This window comes from Bacillus cereus group sp. N11 (assembly GCF_016483605.1).
GTDB classification, from domain to species: domain Bacteria; phylum Bacillota; class Bacilli; order Bacillales; family Bacillaceae_G; genus Bacillus_A; species Bacillus_A toyonensis.
This window is the reverse complement of sequence record NZ_JAEHBN010000010.1, coordinates 84,491-107,145: the sequence shown is the minus strand read 5'-3', so window position 1 is coordinate 107,145 and position 22,655 is coordinate 84,491. Positions and strand designations below refer to the sequence as shown.

The following is a 22,655-nucleotide window of genomic DNA, read 5'->3' as shown; positions in this document are numbered from 1 at the left end:
ATGTAGTCCTCCTCTCACGTTGTTACTCTTCGTTGTTTAGACGCCCTGTAATTGCTTCTTTAGCAACTTCACGATCGTCAAAATGATGAACTTCTTTACCAATAATTTGATACGTTTCATGCCCTTTACCAGCAATAATAATAATATCTTCTGCTTTGGCTTTCGAAATAGCATAACGTATCGCTTCTTTTCGATCAACAATTACTTCATAATTATTCCCTTTTGCATCTTTTATCATATCATCTAGAATAGCCACTGGATCTTCGCTTCTTGGATTGTCTGATGTATAAATCGCTTGAGTTGCATATTCTACCGCGACACTTGCCATCACTGGCCTTTTCGTGCGATCTCTATCACCACCACAACCAACGATACAATACACATCACCGTTCGCAAACTGTTTCGCTGTTTTTAGAACGTTCTCTAAGCTATCAGGTGTATGTGCATAATCCACAATAACTGTGTAATTTTGCCCACCATCAACAACTTCAAAACGTCCAGGCACACCAGCAAGCTCTTTAATTACATCAATAATTGTTTGTAAGCTTACGCCTGAAACAAGCCCTGCTGCTGTAGCAGCCAACACATTGTATACATTAAACTTACCAATTAATTTCATCGTAACATCTACACTTTCATACGGTGTTACAAGTGTAAATGTCGTACCACCGCTCGTCATAACGATATCTTTAGCCATAATGTCACTTGAAACATCTATACCGTAAGTTACAACAGTTGCCGCTGTGCTTCTCATATACTCTTCCGTAACTGGATCATCGCTGTTCAATACAGCGTATTTTTTACGATTATGATTATAACTATTGCCAAGCTGTGCAAAAAGCAAGCCCTTCGCATGTTTATATTCTTCCATCGTTTTATGATAGTCTAAATGATCTTGTGTTAAATTCGTAAATACTGCAACATCATAATCGCATCCGTGTACACGCCCAAGATCTAAAGCATGAGACGAAACTTCCATTACTGTGCTATCTACACCTTGTTCAACCATTTTTGAAAACGTCTGTTGAAGTGTTAGTGCATCTGGTGTTGTATTTTTCACCTCAAATGTTTCATCACCGATTTTCATATTAATCGTTCCAATTAGCCCTGTTTTGTGACCATGTGCGCGCATAATTTCATCCATAATATGCGATGTTGTTGTCTTTCCATTTGTACCTGTAATACCGATTAAATGTAACTTGTGTGTTGGTTGACCATAAAAATAATCAGCTAAAACCGCTAACGAACGAAAAGTATTTTTCACAAGTACAACTGGAACGTCAACATCAATTGGTCTTTCCGCAACAATAGCAGCCGCTCCTTGTGCCGCTGCTTGCTTAGCAAAATTATGGCTATCAACCGTATACCCTTTCATACATACAAATAAGCTTCCTTCTTTCACTTTACGTGAATCAGCTTCAATAGATGTGATTTCTGGATTTTCTTTTGGAACAACTGGAAAATCATGCAAACATGATACAAGTGTATGCAACTTCATTTCACTAAACCCTCTCTACATTGTTTATTTATCTCTTTTTTAGTAAGCAACACATTACCTCCTAGTTAATTTAAATAGGAGGTACGTGCTACTATCGTCTAATACATAGACCTATTTATTAATGAGACACTTGCTGTCTCAAATTAAGTAACTCTTCTATAAAGAACTCACTTCCACCAATTGTACCATAAAACACATTATGTTACCTTTAATTCCCGAAGTAAATTCTAATTTTTGAGCCTTCTTTTACCTTGGCCCCAGCTTCTGGTGATTGTTTAATTACTTTCTCTCCATCTCCGCTTATATCTAGCTTCAAATCAACAAGTTGAGTTTGTAAATCTTTCTTTTTCATGCCAATTAAATTCGGAACTTCAACAGTTGGTGTGTCGCCCCATTTATATTCTTTCTCAACTTGTTCTTTTCTAGGTTTCACTCCCATAACAGGAAGTGCATCCCGAAGAATATTCCCAACAATTGGAGCCGCTACTACTCCACCAAATTGAGTGACTCCTTTTGGATTATCGACAGCTACATAAACAACAATTTGCGGATCATCCGCTGGAGCAAAACCAATAAAAGATACTATATAGTTATTCTCTAAATATTTACCATCTTTCACCTTTTGAGCAGTACCTGTTTTTCCACCTACACGATATCCGTCAATAAACGCACCTTTACCAGATCCCTTCGCTACAACATTCTCTAATGCATAACGAACTTTTTCTGAAGTTTCCTCGGAAATAACTTTCCTTTTATCAACAGGTGTTTTTTTACTAACAACTTGATTATTTTTCGGATCAATAAATTCCTTAGCTATATATGGTTGGTATAACGTTCCACCATTTACAGCCGCTGCTACAGCTGCTACTTGTTGAATTGGTGTAACAGAAACACCCTGCCCAAATGAGGTTGTTGCTTGCTCAACTGGACCAACTTTATCTAAATTAAATAAAATCCCACTACCTTCACCTTGCAAGTCGATTCCAGTCTTCTGTCCAAAGCCGAAGTTGCGAATGTATTTAAACAATCTGTCTTTACCAAGACGATCACCAAGTTCAATAAACCCTGGGTTACACGAGTTTTGAACGACTTCTAAAAACGTCTGGCTACCATGACCTCCAGCTTTCCAACATTTTAATCTGGCCCCACCAACTTCAGCTGCTCCATCATCATAAAACGTATCTTTCTCTAAGTCTACTAAATTTTCATTCAAAGCGGCCGCTAACGTAATGATCTTAAATGTTGAACCAGGCTCATACGTACTCCATACAGGTAAATTTCTATTATACACTTCTGGAGAAACACTTTGAAAATCTGCTGGATCAAAACTCGGTCGACTCGACATGCCTAAAATCTCACCATTTTTTGGATTCATTGCAATTGCAATCATACCGTCGGGATTATATGTTGACTCTGCGATATTCATTTCTCTTTCCATAATTCTCGTAATACGCGCATCAATTGTTAAGCCTAAGTTCAATCCAGCTTCTGGTTTTTTGAAATCATCACCAATATTAGGCATTCTTTGTCCTTTCGCATCTGCAAAAAAACGGACATGACCTTTATCACCATTCAGCTCTTTATCATAATATTTTTCTAACCCCATAAGACCTTGATTATCACTACCTGCAAACCCTAATACGTGTGATAAAAAATTCCCAAATGGATAGTACCGGATAGAATCCTCTGCAATATAAACTCCCTTTAAACTTAATCCTCGTACCTCTTTCGCTTTGTCATGCGATATTTTCCTGCCACCCTTATCTAATCTTACAATTGATTCCTTTTTTGTAACCCTCTTATAAATCTCGTCTTTTTCCACACCTAATACTGCAGCTAACTTCTCTGCAGTCTCTGCTGGTTTTTCAATTTGCCTCGGTACTACAAATACCGTTGGGGCACTTTTATTTGTGGCAAGTTCCACACCGTTTCGGTCTAAAATTTTCCCTCTTTCAGGCTCAAAAGTAATATTACGACTCCACGAATCTTTCGCGCGATCCGTTAACATATTCCCAAGAAAAAACTGTACATATCCAAGACGAATATCGATGATAGTGAAAATAAGTATACCTGATATAAGTATAAAAATAAGTCTTTTTCTAACCGTTACATTTGATACACGCATATTGGAACAAGCCTCCCTTACGCCTAGCTTGTTCCAATATATGCTTGTACTTATTTAATTAGAACTCCTTGCTTCTTACCATTATGGTTTTTCTGCTTCTTGTTGCGGTTCAAGTGGTGGCACTAGTGTTACACCTAATTCTGTACCCGGTTGCAGTAACGTTCCTTCTGCTACACTTTGTTCAGTTACGTATCCGGTACCAGAAGGTTTTAAGTTAAGCTGTAATGTTTTCGCCAAATTCATAACATCACGCAGTGCCCACCCTTGTATATTTGGCATTGTTGGCTTATCTCCCACTAAGAAGACTCGATCGCCTTTTAATGTTTGTTCAGTTGCTTTCGGTACTTGTTGCTGCACTTTTCCTTCACCAAGTATGATTGGACGGAGTTTTGCTTTTTCAATTGCTTTCCCCGCTTCAGCCATCGTTTTACCAGTTACATCCGGAACAGCAGTTTGTTGCTCTTTTAAATGTTTCTTCGGATCTTTCACTTCATTTGGCTTTATCTTTAAATACTCTAAACTATTTTTTGTTACATATTTAAAAATATCAGCTAACGGCTGTGCACCGTTCTCATCATCTTTCAATTTCGGCTGTTTAACAGCTACATACACAACAAGTTGCGGATCGTCCATCGGCGCCATCCCTAAGAATGAGAATATATAATTCTCTCTCCCTGTCATATAGCCACCTTTTCCATCCGGAATTTGCGCTGTCCCTGTTTTACCACCGACTGAATATCCATCGACTTTATAAGCAGTTCCTGTTCCTTTCGGAGATGTAACAACACGTTCTAACAACTGTCTTACTTGCGCTGCTGTTTCTTTTGTAACAGGCTTTCCTACTTCTTCTGGTTTATGCTCTAATTTTACTTCCCCTGTTATCGGATCTACAATTTTGTCAATCGCATATGGTTTCATCATTTTCCCATCATTTGCAATTGACGTTGCAGCTTGTACAAGCTGAATTGGCGTTACAGTAGAACCTTGTCCAAAAGCCGTTGTTACTTGCTGTATTTGCTGATCAAATAAAATTGTATTAGAACCTTCACCAGGTAAATCAATATTTGTTTTCTCATCTAGCCCAAAAGCATTAATATATTTACGGAAACGTTCTGGACCAAGTTTTTGATCACCTAAAATAGCAAACGCTACGTTTGAAGATCTCTCTACCCCTTCATCGAAGGTAATAGAGCCCCAGCCAGCACCGCCATTATGATCTTTTATTTTCCGGTTTCCAACTTGATATGTACCAGACTGATAATAATCTTGTCCTTTGTACACACCTTCATTAATAGCTGCCGCTAATGTGAAAATTTTCATTGTTGACCCCGGTTCAAATGCATTTGAAATCGCATCATTGAAGAAATATTTAATTTGACGATCATTAGGATCATAACTAGGTTTAGTAGACATCGCTAATATTTTTCCAGTTTTCGGATCCGCAACAATCCCTATTAAACTTTCTGGATCATATTGTTTACTCGCTGCTTTCATCGCATCTTCTAAATAACTTTGAACCCGTTGATCCATTGTTAAATACACGTTATCTCCATTTTTTGGTGCCTCTACGTTCACTTTGCCACCATCAAGAGATACACCTTTACGATCGCCTGTATATGCTACCTTTCCGTTAGAAGCGCTTAAATATTTATCCAAACTTTTTTCTAAGCCAAATTGTCCTACCGAAGTTCCCTTTTCATTTGGTTTCGCATGACCTATGACGTAAGACGCAAAATCACCGTTTGGATACACTCTTGCATTTTCTGTAATAAAAGATATTCCCGGCAAATTCAGTGCCTCTATTTGTTTCTTCTGTTCTCTCGTCAAATCCTTGCCTAGTGTTCCAAATTCGACTTGACTTCTGCCTTCCTTATTTAATGCAGCTAAAATATCCTCTTCGCCTTTTCCTAGTACTCCCGCAATTTTCTTTGCAGTATCCTCTTTATTCTCAACAGGTTTCGCACCTTTTAATTCAGCTACAAGTTTATAAGAGTTTGCATCTTGCGCTAACACATGACCATTTTGGTCATAAATCGTTCCTCGATTCGCTTCGAGAACTCCTGTTTTACTATGTTTTTGCCTAGCAAGTTCATCCAAATCCTGATTATGCACTGTTCCTGTCGCTTGTATGTAAAAAAATCGGGCTAATAACAGCAAAAAGAGCAGGAGGAAAAATATCATAAAATAACCTGCTCCTTTATTGGTATGAAATTTAGTCATATTTTTCTTCATCTTTCCTTCACACCTATTGCCTTACTTGAGGCCTTTCACATTATTCGCATTAATTTCTAGCCCATGTTTTTTTGCAACTTCAGCGATTCGTTCATAGCGACTTAGCTTCTCTACTTCAGCCTGCAATTCTTGATTTTCTTTTTGCTGCTGTACAATTTTTTCTTCAATCGTCGCTGCTTCTACATTAACTTGATAAAGCCCTGCTTTATTCCCAATAAACGCTACACAGGCATACAATAAAAAGCCAATAAACGCTACATACATCAGTTTTTCGACCCTTGTAATCTTTGCTTTAACCTTCGGCTTAACCATCTGCTGTGGGGGCGTTTGAATTTGTACCTCTTCTTGCGCTTGTTGTTTGTACTTTACAGCTAAATTAGTCATACCTCTCTCTCCTTTTTATCGTTTTTCAGCGATTCTCAACTTCGCAGAACGCGCTCGATTATTTTCTTCCAGCTCTATATCAGAAGGTAAAATCGGTTTTCTTGTAATAAGCTTTAATTTCGGCTTAAATTCATCTGGGATAATTGGTAACCCTGGCGGCAATTGCGGCGTTGTACTATTTCGCTTAAATGTTGTTTTACAAATACGGTCTTCTAATGAATGGAATGTTATAACACTAACTCTTCCACCAGGCTTGACCATCTCAATAGCAGATTCCAACGCTTCTTCAAATACTTTCAATTCATCATTTACAGCAATACGGATTGCCTGGAAAACTCGCTTCGCAGGATGTCCACCAGTTCTACGCGCAGGAGCCGGAATACCTTCTTTTATTAGTTCCACTAATTCTCCTGTCGTTTCAATAGCTTTGTTTTCACGATACGCTTCAATTTTTCTTGCTATTTGCTTTGAAAATTTCTCTTCACCATACTGGAAGAAAATTCTTACGAGTTGTTCATATGACCAGCTATTTATAACATCATATGCTGTTAATGGGGCATCTTGATCCATCCGCATATCTAACGGTGCATCATGATGATAACTAAAGCCTCGCTCTGGTGTATCTAATTGTGGGGATGAAACACCTAAATCGAATAAAATACCGTCTACCTCTGTTATGCCTAATTCCTGTAGTTTTTCAGATAAGTAACGGAAATTGCTCTTTACCGTTATAAACTGCTCACCGTATGAAGAAAATTTTTCTTTTGCATTTTGAATCGCTATCTCATCTTGATCAAAAGCAATTAATTTTCCCCCATCAGTCAATTGGGATAATAAATAAGAACTATGTCCTCCTCCCCCCAGTGTACAATCTACATATGTACCACCTGGCTTTATATCTAAGCCGTCTACTGTTTCTTTCAAAAGTACTGTTACGTGTTTAAACATTGTTGCACCTACTCTTTTTCCAATTAATTTATGTTAAATGTATTTCTTCCTCTAAACGTATTTCTCACGATCAGAGAACGAAATACTACTAAAGAACGACTCAGTTAACTTACCAACAAAGGCAGCATACTATACAAATCGCTATTTTCTTTTATTATATACTAAATTTTATCATTTTTTGCGGGAATTTAAATAAAAAACTGTCGAAAAAGAGAATAATACGTTTACATTTTGTGTGATTTTGTCATATATTTAAGTATCCTACATATATACAATCTCTACCAGTTATAAAATGATAATTCAGAAAAATTTCACTTCACAGTAAATTCAACAGAATAAAAATAAAATCCTGCTCCAAAGAGCAAGATTCTATAGTTTTATAACATGATGTTTTCCATCCCAAGAAAATGAATTCTCCATCACTCGATCAACGAAATCCAAACCGAACTGATTTAAATAATAACATACATTCCACACGCGCTCTTGCGGAGCTCCTAATGGACGAATTGCACATTGTATACGGCGGAATTTATTTAGTTGAACTTCATGTTTTTTCTCAACATTTCTTTTCAACATTCTTTCTAACAGTTCAATTTGTTCATTAATTTTCAACTCATTCTTCCCTGCGAATTCACTTAATCCTGGATCTATTTTTTTCACAAACTGTTGTAATGATGTATGAATATCAATAATTTCTTTTTTCGCCTCTACAAATCGATCGTCGATTGGTTCCTCTATTTGATCAGACAACCAGTTTTCACGTAATTTATCTACATCATGTAAAAACGGATCATTTTCTTGCAACTGTAAATCATTTAAATCTGTTGCTATATCTCTCTCTATATAAGTCATTGTAAGACGAGGGACGACAGGCGGCATTTGGAAACCAACAGTATGGAATACTTGTTGCAGTTCACTCCAATAAGCTATCTCCCCTGGACCTCCAATAAACGCTAGCGTAGGAAATACATACTCTTGCATAAGAGGACGTGTTACAACATTATTACTAAAACGCTCTGGACTTCTCTCCAACTCTTCAATCAATTCTTCATATGAAAAAGAATGTGTCCCATCTTTTCCGACAAACTTTCCTTGATTGTCTTCAAGCAGCACTCGCTCATTATCGATTTCCATGAATATATGCACTGCATTAGACTTTGTTTCAATAATTGGTTTATACCCTAATTCTTTAATTACTTCCTGCTGATTGTGAAGCCCCTCTTGCACTTCTTTATACTTGCTTATAATACGTTTGAAGAATGGAACCTCTAACTTCCTTAATTCAGGATGATGCGAATCAACAAGAATTAAACCAGAATTAGCAAACATGTTTGTAATAAGGTAAGCAAAGAAATCTACATACGTATTCGATTTATTCAAAGCATCATCTACAAATCGTAATACATCCTTTGTAAAATTCGTTTCTGGGTATGTTTTAAAAATCTCTTCCATCCATTTTCTACAATCTTCAACAGACAGTTCAGACTCAGAAGCACTCGCCTTTTTCGGATTACGGTCATGAAAAATAGTCTTTTTTATTTTTTTATTTTTCGTTACAAAAGTATGATTAATCTCATCCATATCATGATCTTCACCAGCAATCCAGAATACAGGAACGACTTTAACGCCTAAACTTTCTTCCTTTTCCTTTGCAAGCTGTAAAATTGAAATAACTTTATGAATTGTATAAAGCGGTCCAGTTAATAACCCCGCTTGTTGTCCAGCTATAACAACATATGTATTTTCATCTCCAAGCGCTTTTACATTTTGAATTGTAGATTCTCCCGCTTGCAATTTTGTATTATATTCTAATAAATGCGCTACTAACTCTTGGCGGAAAAACTTCCTTTCACGCAAATCATGTAAACGTTGTTTAAAAGCAACTTCTGTTAACATATAATCAAAACACGACTGTATCTCTTTTTTACCGTTCATATAGTCCGCTACAATACCTTGTTGCGGAACAGAGATTTCGTTTATCTCCATATAATTCTTCCTTTCGTATCCAGTTCTCTCACCAATCCACATTGTAGTCAATGTTTCACGTAAAAGCAAAGAATAACACTTATTCTTTTACTTCTAATCCTTTTATTGCATCGAACAAAAATTGAAGTGTCGGAACTGGTCGTTGCTGTTTCTTAGCTTCCTCTAACACATATCCAACAATCGCATCGATTTCCGTTTGTCTATTCGCTCTTACATCTGCTAGCATAGATGATGTATTATGAGACGTTCTTTCACATATACCTCGTACCATTTCCCATACCATTTCTTGTTCTTCACTAACAAGAAATGCAACTTCCCTAAATACTTGCTCCATCATTTGATAAAAAAAAGGATTCGTAATTAACTCACCGTTCTGAACCCGCAATAACGCTGTCAATGGATTAATACATACATTTACTACTAATTTTTTGTACATAATACCTTTCCAATCAGCCTCTATTTGAATTGGAAAATGAGCAAAAGGAAAATAATCGAATACTTTTTTAAAATATAAAGATGGACCGCGCACTACCCCAAACTTCGTTATACCTATTCCAGTATGATGGACCGTATACCTTTCTTCTTTTTTCGCACCGTGTTCTACAATACCAACAGCTATATTCTCATTCCTTATTTTCTGTATAGCATGAAGATGCGACATTCCGTTTTGCAAAAAGATTAATGATGATTCTCCTTGCACAAACGGTAATATGTCATTTATATGGTATTGCTTCACAGCAATAAATGTATAATCTAACTTCTGATCTAACATATATTCTATCGGTAAAATGGATGGAAATACCGTTTCACGTTTCCCATCTCTAATACAAGTTACACCTGTTTTATTCAATTCTTCAGCCTGCTTAGCCGTCCTTGTAAACAACGTGACATCTTGATTACTTTTTTGTAAATAAAATGTATATAATAGACCAATAGCACCTGATCCTACAATTCCAATTTTCATTTTCACCCAAGGAATTCATATTAAATTTCCTTGCCTTCCCTCCCTTTATATCTTTCTAATTCACATGCATACATCCTACGCTTGCACTGACTCCTAACAGATAAACGCAACCTCTTCTTTCACTATGTATATACTACTTATTAACGTGCTTCTATTCTTAGTTTAGCAAATCCTCAAAAAAATAATAAAAGAAATATACTATCTTCTTCATAAAAATAAAAAAATAAGTTATAATATTATTATAAATATTTTTACTTTTCTGGATTCAACAAGATAAGAAAAGGATGTGATGTAATGGGATTCCCAAAAGTTGAGCGCTTGCTCATCAATTATAAAACATTAGATGAATTTAAAAAATTTAAAGGTTGCGGAGCTCTAGAACTATCTATGTTGGAAGAGTTACAAGCAAACATTATTGAAAACAATAGCGAATCACCATTTTATGGTATTTATTATGGCGGATCACTAATCGCACGTATGAGTCTATATATGAAAAGGGATGGTGGCGAACCATTTGAAATTACTGGCCCTTACCTAGAACTTTATAAACTTGAAGTGTTACCAACTTTTCAAAAACAAGGATTTGGACAAATGCTTGTGAATTATGCAAAACAACTACAGTTCCCAGTTAAAACGATAGCACGTATCCATTCGGCTGGTTTTTGGGATAAATTAAATTTCCAACCTGTATCAGTAACTAATGGTGATTTTTATATTTGGCATCCAGAAACAAATATGAATGCGATTACAAACGAGGAATCTGCATAAGAAATAAAAAAACAGCTGCGTAACAGCTGTTTTTATTTCTTTAACTTCTCTAACTTTCCATTCGAACGAACACTATTTCTTTCCGCTACCATTACACTTCTTTTTTGATCGATATAATCAAGTAATGTTCTATACTCTTCCTCATATACTGATAATCGCTCTAGAAGTCGTTCTCTCTCTGTTTGTAGCGATTCAACTTGTTTTTGCAACACCATTAAAGAGTTTTCATCTTTATAATTTTGCAAGAAATCAATAACATCATTCAGTGTAATTGACGTAGGCTCTAATACCTCCGTCTCTTTCACTTCATAATTTTCTACTTTACGAAGTTGTTTCGCTTCTTCAATACGTTCTTTATATTGCTTTCTCACGTAAGAATTCCATCTAAATCCACATGCTGCTGGTGTACGAGACAAATGTCTTCCCACTTCTTTAAAGGCAGAAAGTTGCGTTCCACCTTCTTGAATATGCCGGAGTACTACTTCTGCCAGAAGCAAATCTTCATCATCAGTCCAAGCATCTTGTCTTGTTGTCGCCATCTCTCTAGTCCTCCCTATGCATTTTTTATTAAGCATATGCAGTTACTAGAAAAGATAGAATACAACAACTAAAGAATAAAACAAAAAAAATAAACGCAGAAGATATCTTCTACGTTTATTTTCCCGCAATTACTTGCTGATTACTTCTTTACCTTTGTAAGTACCGCATGCTTTACATACACGGTGAGCTAATTTCGCTTCACCACAGCTTGGGCACTCTACCATACCAGGTACTGATAATTTGAAATGCGTACGACGCTTTCTTTTTACTGTTTTAGAAGTTCTTCTAAAAGGTACAGCCATTCTTCCCACCTCCTTAAAAGAAATAATTATTTTCATATGAAGGCCTAAACCAGTCTTCCGATTATTTGTCAAAAAACTTTGCAAGTCCTGCCAATCTTGGATCAACAGCCTTTTCTTTGTTTTCTTCCGAAATCACTTGCCAGTCTTGACCTTGCATCGGTGCTCCACCAGAAACATCATCACTGAAAATTTGCATTGGAATCTCCAAAAGTATATTTTCCTTGATTACGGGCAGTAAGTCAAGTACTTCTCCTTCTAAACAATGAATTTCAGCTTCTGTTTCAAACTCTTCTTCTGAAGTTTGGAACACCTCAGTTGTTTTAATGTCAAATGGTAATGTCACATCTACTAAAGAGCGAGAACATGGTAAAACCATGCTTCCAGTTATATGTAGATGGAACGTAAACTTCCCGGAGCCAAAATCAACTCTTCCTGTTACATGAACAGGATTAATTTCACGAATATCTTTCTCGACCTCTTTTAGCTCACTTACATCTACCATCTCATCCAATGTCAATCCTTTATTTCTCAATTTATTCAATTGATGGATGGACCATTTCATATCATATCACCTCAAGGCAACAAACAAAATTATAGCTAGCCATTTTATATTTGTCAATGTTTTTTCTTTACACTATAATGAAGTCATCATAGTAAATAATATATAGAGTATCATGTTTTCCAAAAAGATGCTACATCGAAAGGAGAGATTATCATAAAAGCCAGTGGTATTGTCGTTGAATATAACCCTTTTCATAACGGTCATGATTATCATGTGCAACAAACAAAAAAGTTAACACACTCTGATATTATAATTGCCGTTATGAGTGGCCCTTTTTTGCAGCGTGGTGAGCCCGCACTCATTTCCAAATGGTATCGCACTAAAATGGCCTTAGCAAGCGGTGTAGACCTTATTGTAGAGCTTCCATACGCATTTGCAACACAAAAAGCTGAAACTTTTGCAAATGGTGCTATTTCCATCTTAAATGCCTTACGCGTTTCTGAAATTTGTTTTGGGAGTGAAGATGGACAAATCGAAAATTTTTATAATACCATCTCTGTACAAAAAAACGAAGAAGCGACTTTTAATCGTCTCGTAAAGCAATTTATGAGCGCAGGTAATAGTTACGCCAAAGCTACATCTGAAGCCTTTCTACACATTTTACCATCCAAAAAAAACATCGATATGTCACAACCAAATAACATTTTAGGCTTTCAATACATAAAAGCAATTCTGGCGCAAAATAGTTCTATACAAGCACAAACTATAAAAAGATATGCATCTCATTATCACGATGAAACATTTAGCAACCAACATATCGCAAGTGCAACGAGTATTCGTAAACAACTCTTTAGCGAAAATGGTTCATTTACAGAAATTGAGCCTTTTATCCCGAAAGCAACCGCTTCTCTTTTAGCAACTTATAAACAAAACTTCGGGATATTACATAATTGGGAACAATACTTTTCATTTTTTAAATACAAACTTATGACGATGTCTCCAGGGGACTTACGACATATATATGAAATCGAAGAAGGTTTAGAGCATCGTATTTTATCAAAAATACAAAACAGCTCTTCCTTCCACTCATTCATGGAAGCATTAAAAACAAAACGTTATACATGGACTAGATTACAAAGAGCCTGTACACATATTTTAACAAACACGACAAAAGAAGAGATGCATACGGCAAATATAGAACAACATGCACCGTATATTCGTCTACTCGGCATGTCACAAAAAGGACAAACTTATATTTCAAAAAACAAGAAAAAAATAGAACTTCCAATCCTTACTCATACAAAAAGTTTTGACCATCCTACTTTACATATAGAGCGAAGAGCAAATTCTGTATATTTCTCTATCATGCAAGAACCATTACGGACACAACTACTAAAACAAGACGTAACACACCATCCAATTCGTTACGATGAAACAACTACAACGTTTCTATAAGAAAAACCTCTCTATTTCAGAGAGGTTTATTTTTTCTCACCCATTTTTTCCAAATACTTCAACGCATCATCCAGCGTATCCACTGGTACAACCTTCATTTTTGTTTTAATATCTTTCGCAGCCTCAAGTGCATCTTTATAGTTGGATTTCTCCGCACCTTTTTCATTTGGCGCAAAAAACACCTCAGCACCCGCATCACTAGCAGCTACCACTTTTTGCTGTATACCACCAATTGGGCCAATTTCTCCCTTTTCATTAATTGTACCTGTTCCAGCAATTTCATGTCCTTTTGTTAAATCTTCTTCCACAAGTTGATTATATATTTCTAATGTAAACATTAAGCCTGCTGATGGCCCACCTATTTCATGGGAATCAATTTTCACTTTCGGATCTACTACTAACTCTCTTTCCGTCACGATAGAGACACCTATACCTACGCGGCCATTTCCATTAGGAATTGTCTTTACATTTAAATTTTCTTTTAACTGTTTTCCGCCTCGCATGTACTCAATATTTACTGTATCTCCTTCTTTTTTCCCTGTCATATACTCAATAAATTGATCCGTCTTTTCGAATGTTTTTCCGTCGACAGCTATGATGATATCTCCAAGCTTAAGCTTCCCCTCTGACGGCATACCCTTCGCTACACCAGCAACTAATACACCTTTATTTTCAAAAGAAACAGTACGATTCGCTTGTTTATACGCATTATAAATTGCTGCATTTTGCGAGTCTTTCATTGCATAATTTTGGCGGAATTGATATTCTTCATCACTCTCGCCCCTTTGCAATATTTCTTCCGCCTTCGAAACATGTGTATATTTATTAAATTGTGCCGCTATTAAATTCACCACATTTGCCGGCCCCATCGAAACCGTTACAAGCATAAAATCACCAGATTCTTTTGTTCCACCCTCAACCTGGACATACGGCTCTAATTTCGCAGCCATTCCTGGTTTTGTTACATAGTACGGTAAACGCACATAAACAAGTAACATCGCCAATATCACACCTATTAAGATTGCATATATAAACCGAAAACGCTTAAACATTATGTTTCTCCTTCCACTGCTCAATTAATAAATAAATATTTGAAACATGTTTTTCTGCTTCTACTTCTCCGACTCGAATAATGTCTTCAATGTTTGTAAAAGCACGTGAACTAAATTGTTCCACAGCTGGTCGCATCATTAAATCTGATGCAATTTGCCGATTCATTACAAGCTCATGCTGCATAATTTCAATACTTTGCATAATTACATCATAAATAGATGTAACCTCACCATTCACCTTAATCGGAGATACATCAACAGCAATAACAATATCGGCACCTAACTCTTTTACAACCGAAACTGGGATGCGATCAATCACTCCACCATCTACTAATAATCGTCCATTTACCTTTTCTGGCACAAACACTCCAGGGACAGATATACTAGCCCTCACCGCATCTGCAACAGGACCACTTGTAAAAACCACTTTCTCCCCCTTCAATATGTCAGTAGCCACAACAGCTGTCGGGATATCTAACTCTTCTAAATTTTTATTATATGTAAACATTTTAATCATATCTTTGACACGTTTACCAGCAATAAACCCCATTTTTGGTACCGTGAAATCTAAATAGTATTTCCTCTTAAAAACAGTCGCCAATTTATACAATCGTTCAACGTTACAGCCAGCTGCATAAAATGTACCTATTAAGGCCCCCATACTACTCCCTGCAATCATATGAATCGGGATACCCGCTTCCCTTAAAACTTTTATAACGCCAATATGAGCAAATCCTTTCGCTCCTCCAGATCCAAGCGCTAAACCAATCTTCGGTTCTTTCATTTTTCTCACCCTTTAATTTTTTTCATCCCTTTTTCATACTTATGGTCTAAATTCACCACGTATCCACGTATACTGAAATGAACGTTTTTTGGGACAAAGGGGGATTTACTTACATGTATGAAAAATGGAAAACCGCTTTCCTTACCATATCAACACTATTTTTAACCTTTTCTCTTGTACTCCACCCCCAAGCTGCTTTGCAAGCTTCCATTCGAGGGTTAAATATATGGTGGGAAGTTGTATTCCCTTCACTATTACCGTTTTTCATCATTGCGGAACTTCTAATTAGTATCGGTGTTGTAAAATTTATAGGCGTTATATTAGAACCACTCATGCGACCACTTTTTCGCGTTCCAGGAATAGGTGGATTTGTTTGGGCAATGGGCATGGCCTCAGGGTTCCCTGCTGGCGCCAAATTAAGCGCTAGACTGCGTAAAAGCGATCAAATAACACAAATTGAAGCCGAGCGCCTCGTATCTTTCACAAACTCTTCTAATCCACTTTTTATTTTTGGAGCTGTTTCTATCGGTTTTTTCAATAATCCGAAATTAGGAATCGTACTAGCTGCTGCACATTATTTAAGCAACTTTGCCGTCGGATTAATAATGCGTTTTTACGGGCATAACACATCTTACACAAATGATAAACAAACTACTAAAAAACGTCCTTTTCAAAACCCTTTTTCAATCCTTCACCAAACACGCTTGCAAGAAAAAAGACCAATAGGAAAATTACTTGGGGACGCTATCGTTTCTTCCATTCAAACATTACTTATGATTGGCGGATTTATTATTTTATTTTCTGTGTTAAACAAAATGATTACTGTATTCCATATTACAGCAACTCTTTCTTTTATTATGCAACATATTTTATCATTCTTCCAACTAAGTACTGATTTTAGTATTCCGATATTATCAGGTATTTTTGAAATGACACTCGGAAGCCAAATGATTAGTCAAATAAATGAAACACCCCTTCTGCAACAAGCGATGGTAACAAGCTTCATTTTAGCATTTAGCGGCCTTTCAATTCAGGCACAAGTTGCTAGCATACTAGCTGAAACGGATATCCGATTTAAGCCATATTTTTTCGCACGACTTATCCAAAGTATTCTTGCTCCTATTTTTACGTTTATATTTTGGAAACCTTTTTATGAGAAAGTAAGTTCTTTCTCACCTATGGAAAAAGATATTCCCGTATTTTTATCCAATCATTCTTCTACACTACTTGAAATTTGGACATCTTTTGTACACTACGGACCGATTTTCACATTATTTTGTTTATACTTATATGTTATCTTATTGTTTTTACGCATGAATAAAGAAAAACCCCGTTCACTTTAACGGGGTTTGAAACTTTTCTTTTAAAGCACGCTCTACAATAGGAGGCACAAGATCTACTACACTTCCTCCATACCTCGCAACTTCTTTCACAATACTCGAACTTAAAAATGAATATTGGTTGTTTGTCATTATAAAAAAGGTTTCAATATTTTCATCTAATTTTCGATTCATAGAAGTAATTTGCATCTCATATTCAAAGTCAGAAACCGCTCGTAAACCACGTAAAATTGCATTTGCATTACGCATTTTTGCATACTCCACTAATAGCCCGCTATGCGAATCCACTTTTACATTTGGGATATCCTTTGTTGCTTCTCGAATTAAATCTAGACGTTCTTCAACTGAAAAGAATGGTTTTTTTGATGAATTGTTTAAAACAACTACGTACACTTCATCAAACACTTTTGCTCCCCTTTTAATAATATCAAGATGCCCAAGGGTAATTGGATCAAAACTCCCTGAAGAAATAGCTATACTTGTCATTCTGTCTCCTCACCTTCATACTTATAAATCGATATTGCTGTAATCCCATAATTTTCAGCTCTTACTTTTACAAGATTCCCTATAGAATCAGGTAAAACAACATCATTACCATGCTCTGACATAATTAATCCATCTCTATGTAGCAATCCATGTTGATCCATCACACTAATCAAAGATACAATTTTTTGATCTTTATATGGAGGATCTATTAGTATAAGATCGAATGACATTTCACGCTTTATGAGCGCTTTCACCGCACGCTCTGCATCATTTCGATACACTTCAGCTTGTTCATGTATTCTACAACTTTCTAAATTTTGATGAATGACTTTTATCGCTTTACTATCTCGATCAACAAAAATCGCTTTTTCAATCCCTCTACTTATAGCCTCAATTCCAAGGCCACCACTACCGCCAAATAAATCAAGAGCGGTACCACCATCAAAATAAGGGCCTATCATATTAAAAATAGATTCTTTTACTTTATCCGTCGTTGGACGTGTTGTATTGCCGGGAACCGCTTTAAGTGGGTGCCCTTTACATTTTCCTGAAACTACTCTCATCTGTTGTCACTACCTTTATTTCAATCTATCGAGCGCTTATAAAATAATTTCCCACTTCAGTAACCGCTGCAAAACTATATGTAACTTTCACCTATCCATAAGAAACTTTCTCTAAAAATAACCGCTCGTCATTTTTTATGTATTTATCTCGCCATTCGCTAACACAAACCCATTATGTACATTAATTCCACTTTCCCCCGCATTAACGGGCAGTAAAACTCCCAACTCAAAATTCGGTTAGAACAAAAAGTGAGGTGGGAAATTAACTGCCCGTAAACGCCCGATTAGTGAAGGCTAATAATCAGCGGGGATGCCCCCACTGATTAAAGTTTCACTTTATCTTTTTTTATCCTATCATAAAATAAAAAAAAGAAAAATAAAAAGCCAAACATAAAATTTAAATTCATTATGTATATCTTCATTTAGATTGGACATAAATAATTATAACAACATCACCTTCGATGTTGTTGCCAACCGCGGAGAAGACTTACGTTTCCCCATAAGTTCTTCCTCCGGTTTCTCCTCTCCCTTTGCCTTCTTACTAGTACATACTAGTATAAGAAGGGCCCTGCTTTGCAGGGTTTTTTTCTTTGTCTACTTTTCATTTAAAAAGTGAGATGGTACAGTAAAAGAAAGAGGAGGAAAAGATATGATTCAACGCTTTATAGAACTTGGAGAAGGCTACTCTGATTTATATGAATTACTTGAAATTGCCAAAGCAAACCAAGAACGTATAACACATATGTTACAATTTGAAACAATTAAAAACGAAAAGAAAGTATGCTCGCTTGTTGTAATATTAAAACCGACCACTACTGGTGATTTCCAACCATTATACATATGTCGTGAAGGTATTCCTATGCCTGAAAATAAAAAAAGTAAACGTGTCATTTTATTTGAAGAGATGGCAGAAAAACTAGGAAAAAAAGTGACCACATTTACTGTAAAACCGTCCACAACTTTCCCAGAAAAAGAACTATTTTTCAATCATCTAATTGGTATTTTACGAATGAATAATTTCATTCCTCCAATGAAATAACACTTTATTTAAAGTAAAAAAATCCCACGCTAAACGTAGCAGGGGATTTTTTTACTTTAACTATAATCGTATTCTTTTGCCCGATCAGGACGGGAATTTTCAAATTCCGTTTTTAAAAACGGACGGTACGACTGTTCTATCTTTTTCACAAAAGGAAGTTTATTCAACTTATGCATCATATGCTCAATTTGTTCCATATCACAATATACAACGGCATATTTTAATCGTTTTGATATGTAATGTATGTTACCATATTTTCTTAAAATCTTGGCATGTTTCAATGAATGTAAATAAACAATCATACTTTGTCGTTGCCCGAACATAATCTTCTCCATCTTCTCCTTTTAAAAACTTATATTTTATATTTTTTGAAAACTAACCAGAAATTTATGACATAATGAAACAAACTCTGTATACGTTTTCTTACATCTTCTAAAAAACGGGGTACATCACCCCGTTTTTTTACAACCGCAACCTCCGCCAGTACCGCAACCTCCGCCACAGCCACCAGCATCGAAAAATGGATTTCCTGTTGGAACTTTAATAGAAGAGGATACCTCAGAACCAATTGCTACACTAACTTCATCTAATAACTTTTGTAAAGCAGTTTCTGCTCGTTTAAAGGTTGCAATCTTATCATGCAAGTCTACAGAACGCTTTAATTCCCTCATTTTTGTTGACACGATAGTATAGTCAGGATGGTATTTCCCAAAACGCTGCACTTCCTCATATCGTTCCTTCATCGCTGTAAATTGCTGAATTAATGTCTGAACTTCCACATCCTCATGCAATTCTTTATAACACTTACGATAATCTTCTGCTATATCTGAACAGATGATCGCTTTTGCAAGCTGCTCTGCCTTATCTAATATTAATACGCTTTCTAGCGTCGCTACAATCATGAGAGACACCTCCGAGTATTCATCATACCACATTTAGAATAGAACTACTAATTGAAGTGACTCACTTAAAAGAAAGATATGACTCTAACTATTTTCAAACAATCTCAGATACGCTTATACATTAATATGTTCCGCAATATTATATTTAAGAACATCCCATTCTCCGCCGTTTTCTTTCACATAACTAATACATGCATTTTTTAACGGGGTCTTAAACGTAATTTCATCTGGTGCAATTGCATGTAAAATAGCTTTTATCGCATGTGAATGAGCAACAATAATAATACGTTTACCAGAATGAGTTACTGCAACATCTTCTAAAGCAGCAAAGCAACGAGCTACAATTTCTTTATCTAACTCCATACCTTCTACTTTACCCTCCGCAATTAACTCTCTAACAGTTGCAACCGGCTTCCCTGAAGCTTCTCCAAAATTCCGTTCAACAAATCGTTCATCTAATAAAATGGATTGTAATCCAGCTGCCTCTGCGATTTCCTTAGCCGTTTCTTGTGCTCTAATTAACGGACTACTTATAATAATATCCCACGATTCTACTTGCAAAGCAGCCGCACTTTGACTCGCTTGCTTTTTCCCAACTTCATTAAGTGGAATATCTTCACGCCCCTGAATAATCTCTTGAAAATTCCAATCAGTTTGTCCATGTCGTACTAAACAAATTTCCGTCATGCTGCAACTCCTTTTTTAAATAATCCGCTTCTATTGTAACAAAAGTTCTGCATGACGGACATAGTTTTCCCTTCCAATTATGTCGTATTTTGCTGCTTCATATACTGAAACATATCAATCATGATCGAAGCAACCGCCAATTGATTTTGAAATTTTTCTACTTTATCTGGTATCGTTTTTTTGAAATGTTGCATAGCAGCCAACTCAAAAGCTTCTTTTTCTTCAGGATTTCGGGTTAACTTCCTATACCAGTATGGCTGCTCCCTAATATAACGCGATAAGTCCTCATCAGCCTTTATAAACTCCATAAGTTCTTCTCTCATCATCTTTCCCCCTAATCCTTTTGAAAGAAAAATGGATTATTTTCTTTGGAAGTACTTTGTTCTTGTTGCGTGCGACTTCCTTGAAACTGTTGAATAACTTGTTGCACACTCCCGATAGCACTCGTCACATTAGCTAAATGATGCTGCATTTGTTCCACATCTAGCTTTTTAAAAAAAGAAAGCATTTGTCCCATCACATCAGCAGTTTTTTCCTCTTCAGTTCGATTGTCTTTTTCCTTCTCTTTTTTATTTTCTTTTACTGAAGAAAAGGCAGGCGCTCCATCAGGTCTATAAGTTGCCCATATTGGATCTTCCTCACCAAGTAAGTACCATTCTTCATAAAATTGCTGCCAAGTTTTTTGACCACTTCTAACGTCATGAACCATTTTAGGGTGATGGTTTACAAATTCTTTAAACTGTTGAACCGATGGATGTAACGGTCCTTTTGTTGTTGGCATAATCCTCACCTCTTCATGTATATCTACTTATATTGTAAGAAAAAAAAGGCGCATGGTTCGCCTATTTTTAGACGATTCATGCACCTTTTTTTACACTACTTAAAGTTTCACTTTATTTTCGAATAAAGTTTTGCGTATAAAATTTATCAAATACCCCAACACCTAATCCGGTAAATTGTTCATTAAATAAATTTTTTCTATGCCCCTCACTATTTAACCAACCTTGTACCGCCGCAATTCCATCACTATGTTGTGCCGCTATATTCTCACCAGCAAGCTGAAACCCTACTCGTCCTCGTTGTAAACGATCTCCTAACGTACCTAATGTAGGTGAATCATGTGAAAAGTAATTATTGTCTTTCATATCTTTGCTATGTCCAATAGCAACATCTGCTGTTTGTTGATCCCACGTTAACAATGGTAGTTCATGACGACTTCGAATAATATTTGTTAAATCAAAAATTTGTTGCATATTCCCATTCTCTACTTGTTTCATCTTTTCTGGTGTTAATGGTTGTTCTGCTATTAATTCACCTGAATAAACAAGCTGATACGGTCTTTGGCGCAATAACGTTTCATCATCCATATAACGAACACCAACGAGTTCATGTGTGAAATGATCAAAATATAATTGTGCCCATCCATCTTCTACAGGTACTAACGGCTGTTCCATTACTTCCGTATCAGATAACTCAAATTGATAACTATTCTTCCCTCTTTTTAATGAAATCTCATGCGAGAGCGGATTCTTTTTGTATACATCTTCATATTTTTCATTTATATAATAAGGCGGTACCTTAACTTGTTCACCAGCAACATACGCTGTTACAATTTTACGTTCAGCAACTCCAAATTGAACGTACTGATTTAAATCTTGATTGTACACCCACCATTCATAACCGTAAGCAGATGGCTCTATTCGAGCTGGTTCTCCCCACTTTGCCAATAGATTTTCAGAATCTCCACCAATCATATTTAAAACAGTGTCTGAGGAGTCCTCATCGACTTGTTTTTTCTTTTTCACAATTTTATTTTCTTGTTTTGATTGAGATGGGGTTAATATATATTGTGAAACGAGTAATTTCCCGTATAAATCAACAGCTAAAATTAAAAATGTAATCATTACGATACGCAATAATTTCTTCAAACGATATACCTCCTGCACAAAACATAAAATTGAGATATACACAAATCCTTTTATTTCCTTTTTTGTGTGTACCGTACTCTTTTCACTATATCATATTTTCACAAAAAAAGTCTGGATTATCCCTTTTCTCTCAATATGAATTGCACTTTCTTATTATTCATACTATTATA

The 22,655-nt window shown here is 36.0% G+C and carries 24 protein-coding genes; 4 read left to right on the top strand and 20 right to left on the bottom strand.

Annotated elements, in window-relative coordinates:
* Window positions 1-22 precede the first annotated feature (22 nt).
* From JDS98_RS17680 to panE, 7 genes are all read right to left on the bottom strand, one after another.
* Window positions 23-1,498, bottom strand: coding sequence for a UDP-N-acetylmuramoyl-L-alanyl-D-glutamate--2,6-diaminopimelate ligase (locus JDS98_RS17680; protein WP_000766323.1), 1,476 nt, complete (start codon window positions 1,496-1,498; stop codon window positions 23-25).
* 208 nt (window positions 1,499-1,706) lie between these two features.
* Window positions 1,707-3,623: a stage V sporulation protein D gene (locus JDS98_RS17675; RefSeq protein WP_001266240.1), complete on the bottom strand. Its 1,917-nt coding sequence runs from the start codon at window positions 3,621-3,623 to the stop codon at window positions 1,707-1,709.
* Between the two features lie 81 nt (window positions 3,624-3,704).
* Window positions 3,705-5,855, bottom strand: a complete 2,151-nt coding sequence (locus JDS98_RS17670; RefSeq protein WP_000739951.1) for a penicillin-binding protein — start codon at window positions 5,853-5,855, stop codon at window positions 3,705-3,707.
* Between the two features lie 21 nt (window positions 5,856-5,876).
* Complete coding sequence (ftsL, locus tag JDS98_RS17665; protein WP_000182809.1) at window positions 5,877-6,239, bottom strand: cell division protein FtsL; 363 nt, start codon at window positions 6,237-6,239, stop codon at window positions 5,877-5,879.
* A gap of 15 nt (window positions 6,240-6,254) precedes the next feature.
* Window positions 6,255-7,187 carry a 16S rRNA (cytosine(1402)-N(4))-methyltransferase RsmH gene (gene rsmH / locus JDS98_RS17660; protein ID WP_098911558.1) on the bottom strand — a complete coding sequence of 311 codons (933 nt, stop codon included), beginning with the start codon at window positions 7,185-7,187 and terminating at the stop codon, window positions 6,255-6,257.
* A gap of 369 nt (window positions 7,188-7,556) precedes the next feature.
* Window positions 7,557-9,173 (bottom strand): bacillithiol biosynthesis cysteine-adding enzyme BshC, encoded by a 1,617-nt coding sequence (gene bshC / locus JDS98_RS17655; RefSeq protein WP_098821806.1) that lies wholly within the window; start codon window positions 9,171-9,173, stop codon window positions 7,557-7,559.
* Between the two features lie 79 nt (window positions 9,174-9,252).
* On the bottom strand, window positions 9,253-10,137 hold the full coding sequence (panE, locus tag JDS98_RS17650; RefSeq protein ID WP_033661358.1) for a 2-dehydropantoate 2-reductase: 885 nt from the start codon (window positions 10,135-10,137) through the stop codon (window positions 9,253-9,255).
* Between the two features lie 294 nt (window positions 10,138-10,431).
* Here panE and JDS98_RS17645 point away from each other — a divergent pair, with 294 nt between their 5' ends.
* Entirely contained in the window at window positions 10,432-10,905 is a 474-nt protein-coding gene (locus tag JDS98_RS17645) for an N-acetyltransferase (protein ID WP_000506686.1), read from the top strand.
* 32 nt (window positions 10,906-10,937) lie between these two features.
* Here the strand turns inward: JDS98_RS17645 and JDS98_RS17640 are convergent, their stop codons facing one another.
* From JDS98_RS17640 to JDS98_RS17630, 3 genes are all read right to left on the bottom strand, one after another.
* Window positions 10,938-11,444, bottom strand: coding sequence for an RsfA family transcriptional regulator (locus JDS98_RS17640; RefSeq protein ID WP_000246458.1), 507 nt, complete (start codon window positions 11,442-11,444; stop codon window positions 10,938-10,940).
* A gap of 129 nt (window positions 11,445-11,573) precedes the next feature.
* The gene (rpmF, locus tag JDS98_RS17635; protein WP_001984764.1) at window positions 11,574-11,747 is read right to left on the bottom strand and encodes a 50S ribosomal protein L32; all 174 of its coding nucleotides are present in this window, start codon (window positions 11,745-11,747) and stop codon (window positions 11,574-11,576) included.
* Window positions 11,748-11,808: 61 nt separating this feature from the next.
* Window positions 11,809-12,309, bottom strand: coding sequence for a YceD family protein (locus JDS98_RS17630; RefSeq protein WP_000872142.1), 501 nt, complete (start codon window positions 12,307-12,309; stop codon window positions 11,809-11,811).
* Between the two features lie 153 nt (window positions 12,310-12,462).
* Here JDS98_RS17630 and JDS98_RS17625 point away from each other — a divergent pair, with 153 nt between their 5' ends.
* On the top strand, window positions 12,463-13,704 hold the full coding sequence (locus JDS98_RS17625) for a nucleotidyltransferase (RefSeq protein ID WP_176280995.1): 1,242 nt from the start codon (window positions 12,463-12,465) through the stop codon (window positions 13,702-13,704).
* Window positions 13,705-13,730: 26 nt separating this feature from the next.
* Here the strand turns inward: JDS98_RS17625 and JDS98_RS17620 are convergent, their stop codons facing one another.
* Complete coding sequence (locus tag JDS98_RS17620) at window positions 13,731-14,756, bottom strand: SepM family pheromone-processing serine protease (RefSeq protein ID WP_000476315.1); 1,026 nt, start codon at window positions 14,754-14,756, stop codon at window positions 13,731-13,733.
* The gene (locus JDS98_RS17615; RefSeq protein ID WP_000662585.1) at window positions 14,749-15,540 is read right to left on the bottom strand and encodes a patatin-like phospholipase family protein; all 792 of its coding nucleotides are present in this window, start codon (window positions 15,538-15,540) and stop codon (window positions 14,749-14,751) included. Before JDS98_RS17615 ends, JDS98_RS17620 begins: the two co-directional genes overlap by 8 nt.
* A gap of 113 nt (window positions 15,541-15,653) precedes the next feature.
* Between JDS98_RS17615 and ylbJ the strand changes: the two genes are divergently transcribed.
* Complete coding sequence (gene ylbJ / locus JDS98_RS17610; RefSeq protein ID WP_000273078.1) at window positions 15,654-16,883, top strand: sporulation integral membrane protein YlbJ; 1,230 nt, start codon at window positions 15,654-15,656, stop codon at window positions 16,881-16,883.
* Here the strand turns inward: ylbJ and coaD are convergent.
* Both coaD and rsmD read right to left on the bottom strand, forming a co-directional pair.
* Window positions 16,875-17,366: a pantetheine-phosphate adenylyltransferase gene (gene coaD, locus JDS98_RS17605; RefSeq protein ID WP_000200597.1), complete on the bottom strand. Its 492-nt coding sequence runs from the start codon at window positions 17,364-17,366 to the stop codon at window positions 16,875-16,877. The genes ylbJ and coaD overlap by 9 nt on opposite strands.
* Entirely contained in the window at window positions 17,363-17,929 is a 567-nt protein-coding gene (gene rsmD / locus JDS98_RS17600) for a 16S rRNA (guanine(966)-N(2))-methyltransferase RsmD (protein WP_001266984.1), read from the bottom strand. Before rsmD ends, coaD begins: the two co-directional genes overlap by 4 nt.
* A gap of 649 nt (window positions 17,930-18,578) precedes the next feature.
* On the opposite strand from rsmD, the gene JDS98_RS17595 reads away from it, so the two are divergent.
* On the top strand, window positions 18,579-18,968 hold the full coding sequence (locus tag JDS98_RS17595; RefSeq protein WP_000616007.1) for a DUF7147 family protein: 390 nt from the start codon (window positions 18,579-18,581) through the stop codon (window positions 18,966-18,968).
* Between the two features lie 56 nt (window positions 18,969-19,024).
* Here JDS98_RS17595 and JDS98_RS17590 read toward each other — a convergent pair whose 3' ends face one another.
* The 6 genes from JDS98_RS17590 to JDS98_RS17565 all read right to left on the bottom strand — a co-directional run bounded on the left by JDS98_RS17590 (window position 19,025) and on the right by JDS98_RS17565 (window position 22,485).
* Window positions 19,025-19,291, bottom strand: a complete 267-nt coding sequence (locus tag JDS98_RS17590; RefSeq protein WP_002093356.1) for a YlbG family protein — start codon at window positions 19,289-19,291, stop codon at window positions 19,025-19,027.
* Between the two features lie 126 nt (window positions 19,292-19,417).
* On the bottom strand, window positions 19,418-19,870 hold the full coding sequence (locus tag JDS98_RS17585; RefSeq protein WP_000634357.1) for a YlbF/YmcA family competence regulator: 453 nt from the start codon (window positions 19,868-19,870) through the stop codon (window positions 19,418-19,420).
* Window positions 19,871-19,984: 114 nt separating this feature from the next.
* Entirely contained in the window at window positions 19,985-20,557 is a 573-nt protein-coding gene (locus tag JDS98_RS17580) for a histidine phosphatase family protein (protein WP_000134952.1), read from the bottom strand.
* Between the two features lie 77 nt (window positions 20,558-20,634).
* A complete protein-coding gene (locus JDS98_RS17575; RefSeq protein ID WP_001206442.1) occupies window positions 20,635-20,880 on the bottom strand; it encodes a YlbE-like family protein in 246 nt (81 codons plus the stop codon).
* Window positions 20,881-20,891: 11 nt separating this feature from the next.
* A complete protein-coding gene (ylbD, locus tag JDS98_RS17570) occupies window positions 20,892-21,338 on the bottom strand; it encodes a YlbD family protein (protein ID WP_001143329.1) in 447 nt (148 codons plus the stop codon).
* A 112-nt stretch (window positions 21,339-21,450) separates the two neighbouring features.
* The gene (locus JDS98_RS17565; RefSeq protein ID WP_097956939.1) at window positions 21,451-22,485 is read right to left on the bottom strand and encodes a CAP domain-containing protein; all 1,035 of its coding nucleotides are present in this window, start codon (window positions 22,483-22,485) and stop codon (window positions 21,451-21,453) included.
* Window positions 22,486-22,655: the final 170 nt, after the last annotated feature.

Bases quoted from the DNA above. Each gene is read 5' to 3' on its own strand.
- JDS98_RS17675 (WP_001266240.1), bottom strand. From the start codon at position 3,623: ATGCGTGTATCAAATGTAACGGTTAGAAAAAGACTTATTTTTATACTT.
- JDS98_RS17680 (WP_000766323.1), bottom strand. From the start codon at position 1,498: ATGAAGTTGCATACACTTGTATCATGTTTGCATGATTTTCCAGTTGTT.
- rsmD (WP_001266984.1), bottom strand. From the start codon at position 17,929: ATGAGAGTAGTTTCAGGAAAATGTAAAGGGCACCCACTTAAAGCGGTT.
- JDS98_RS17630 (WP_000872142.1), bottom strand. From the start codon at position 12,309: ATGAAATGGTCCATCCATCAATTGAATAAATTGAGAAATAAAGGATTG.
- JDS98_RS17620 (WP_000476315.1), bottom strand. From the start codon at position 14,756: ATGTTTAAGCGTTTTCGGTTTATATATGCAATCTTAATAGGTGTGATA.
- panE (WP_033661358.1), bottom strand. From the start codon at position 10,137: ATGAAAATTGGAATTGTAGGATCAGGTGCTATTGGTCTATTATATACA.
- JDS98_RS17590 (WP_002093356.1), bottom strand. From the start codon at position 19,291: ATGTTCGGGCAACGACAAAGTATGATTGTTTATTTACATTCATTGAAA.
- JDS98_RS17645 (WP_000506686.1), top strand. From the start codon at position 10,432: ATGGGATTCCCAAAAGTTGAGCGCTTGCTCATCAATTATAAAACATTA.
- JDS98_RS17580 (WP_000134952.1), bottom strand. From the start codon at position 20,557: ATGACGGAAATTTGTTTAGTACGACATGGACAAACTGATTGGAATTTT.
- bshC (WP_098821806.1), bottom strand. From the start codon at position 9,173: ATGGAGATAAACGAAATCTCTGTTCCGCAACAAGGTATTGTAGCGGAC.
- ylbD (WP_001143329.1), bottom strand. From the start codon at position 21,338: ATGCCAACAACAAAAGGACCGTTACATCCATCGGTTCAACAGTTTAAA.
- coaD (WP_000200597.1), bottom strand. From the start codon at position 17,366: ATGACAAGTATAGCTATTTCTTCAGGGAGTTTTGATCCAATTACCCTT.
- JDS98_RS17585 (WP_000634357.1), bottom strand. From the start codon at position 19,870: ATGATTGTAGCGACGCTAGAAAGCGTATTAATATTAGATAAGGCAGAG.
- JDS98_RS17575 (WP_001206442.1), bottom strand. From the start codon at position 20,880: ATGAGAGAAGAACTTATGGAGTTTATAAAGGCTGATGAGGACTTATCG.
- JDS98_RS17670 (WP_000739951.1), bottom strand. From the start codon at position 5,855: ATGAAGAAAAATATGACTAAATTTCATACCAATAAAGGAGCAGGTTAT.
- ylbJ (WP_000273078.1), top strand. From the start codon at position 15,654: ATGTATGAAAAATGGAAAACCGCTTTCCTTACCATATCAACACTATTT.
- JDS98_RS17595 (WP_000616007.1), top strand. From the start codon at position 18,579: ATGATTCAACGCTTTATAGAACTTGGAGAAGGCTACTCTGATTTATAT.
- rsmH (WP_098911558.1), bottom strand. From the start codon at position 7,187: ATGTTTAAACACGTAACAGTACTTTTGAAAGAAACAGTAGACGGCTTA.
- JDS98_RS17615 (WP_000662585.1), bottom strand. From the start codon at position 15,540: ATGAAAGAACCGAAGATTGGTTTAGCGCTTGGATCTGGAGGAGCGAAA.
- JDS98_RS17640 (WP_000246458.1), bottom strand. From the start codon at position 11,444: ATGGCGACAACAAGACAAGATGCTTGGACTGATGATGAAGATTTGCTT.
- rpmF (WP_001984764.1), bottom strand. From the start codon at position 11,747: ATGGCTGTACCTTTTAGAAGAACTTCTAAAACAGTAAAAAGAAAGCGT.
- ftsL (WP_000182809.1), bottom strand. From the start codon at position 6,239: ATGACTAATTTAGCTGTAAAGTACAAACAACAAGCGCAAGAAGAGGTA.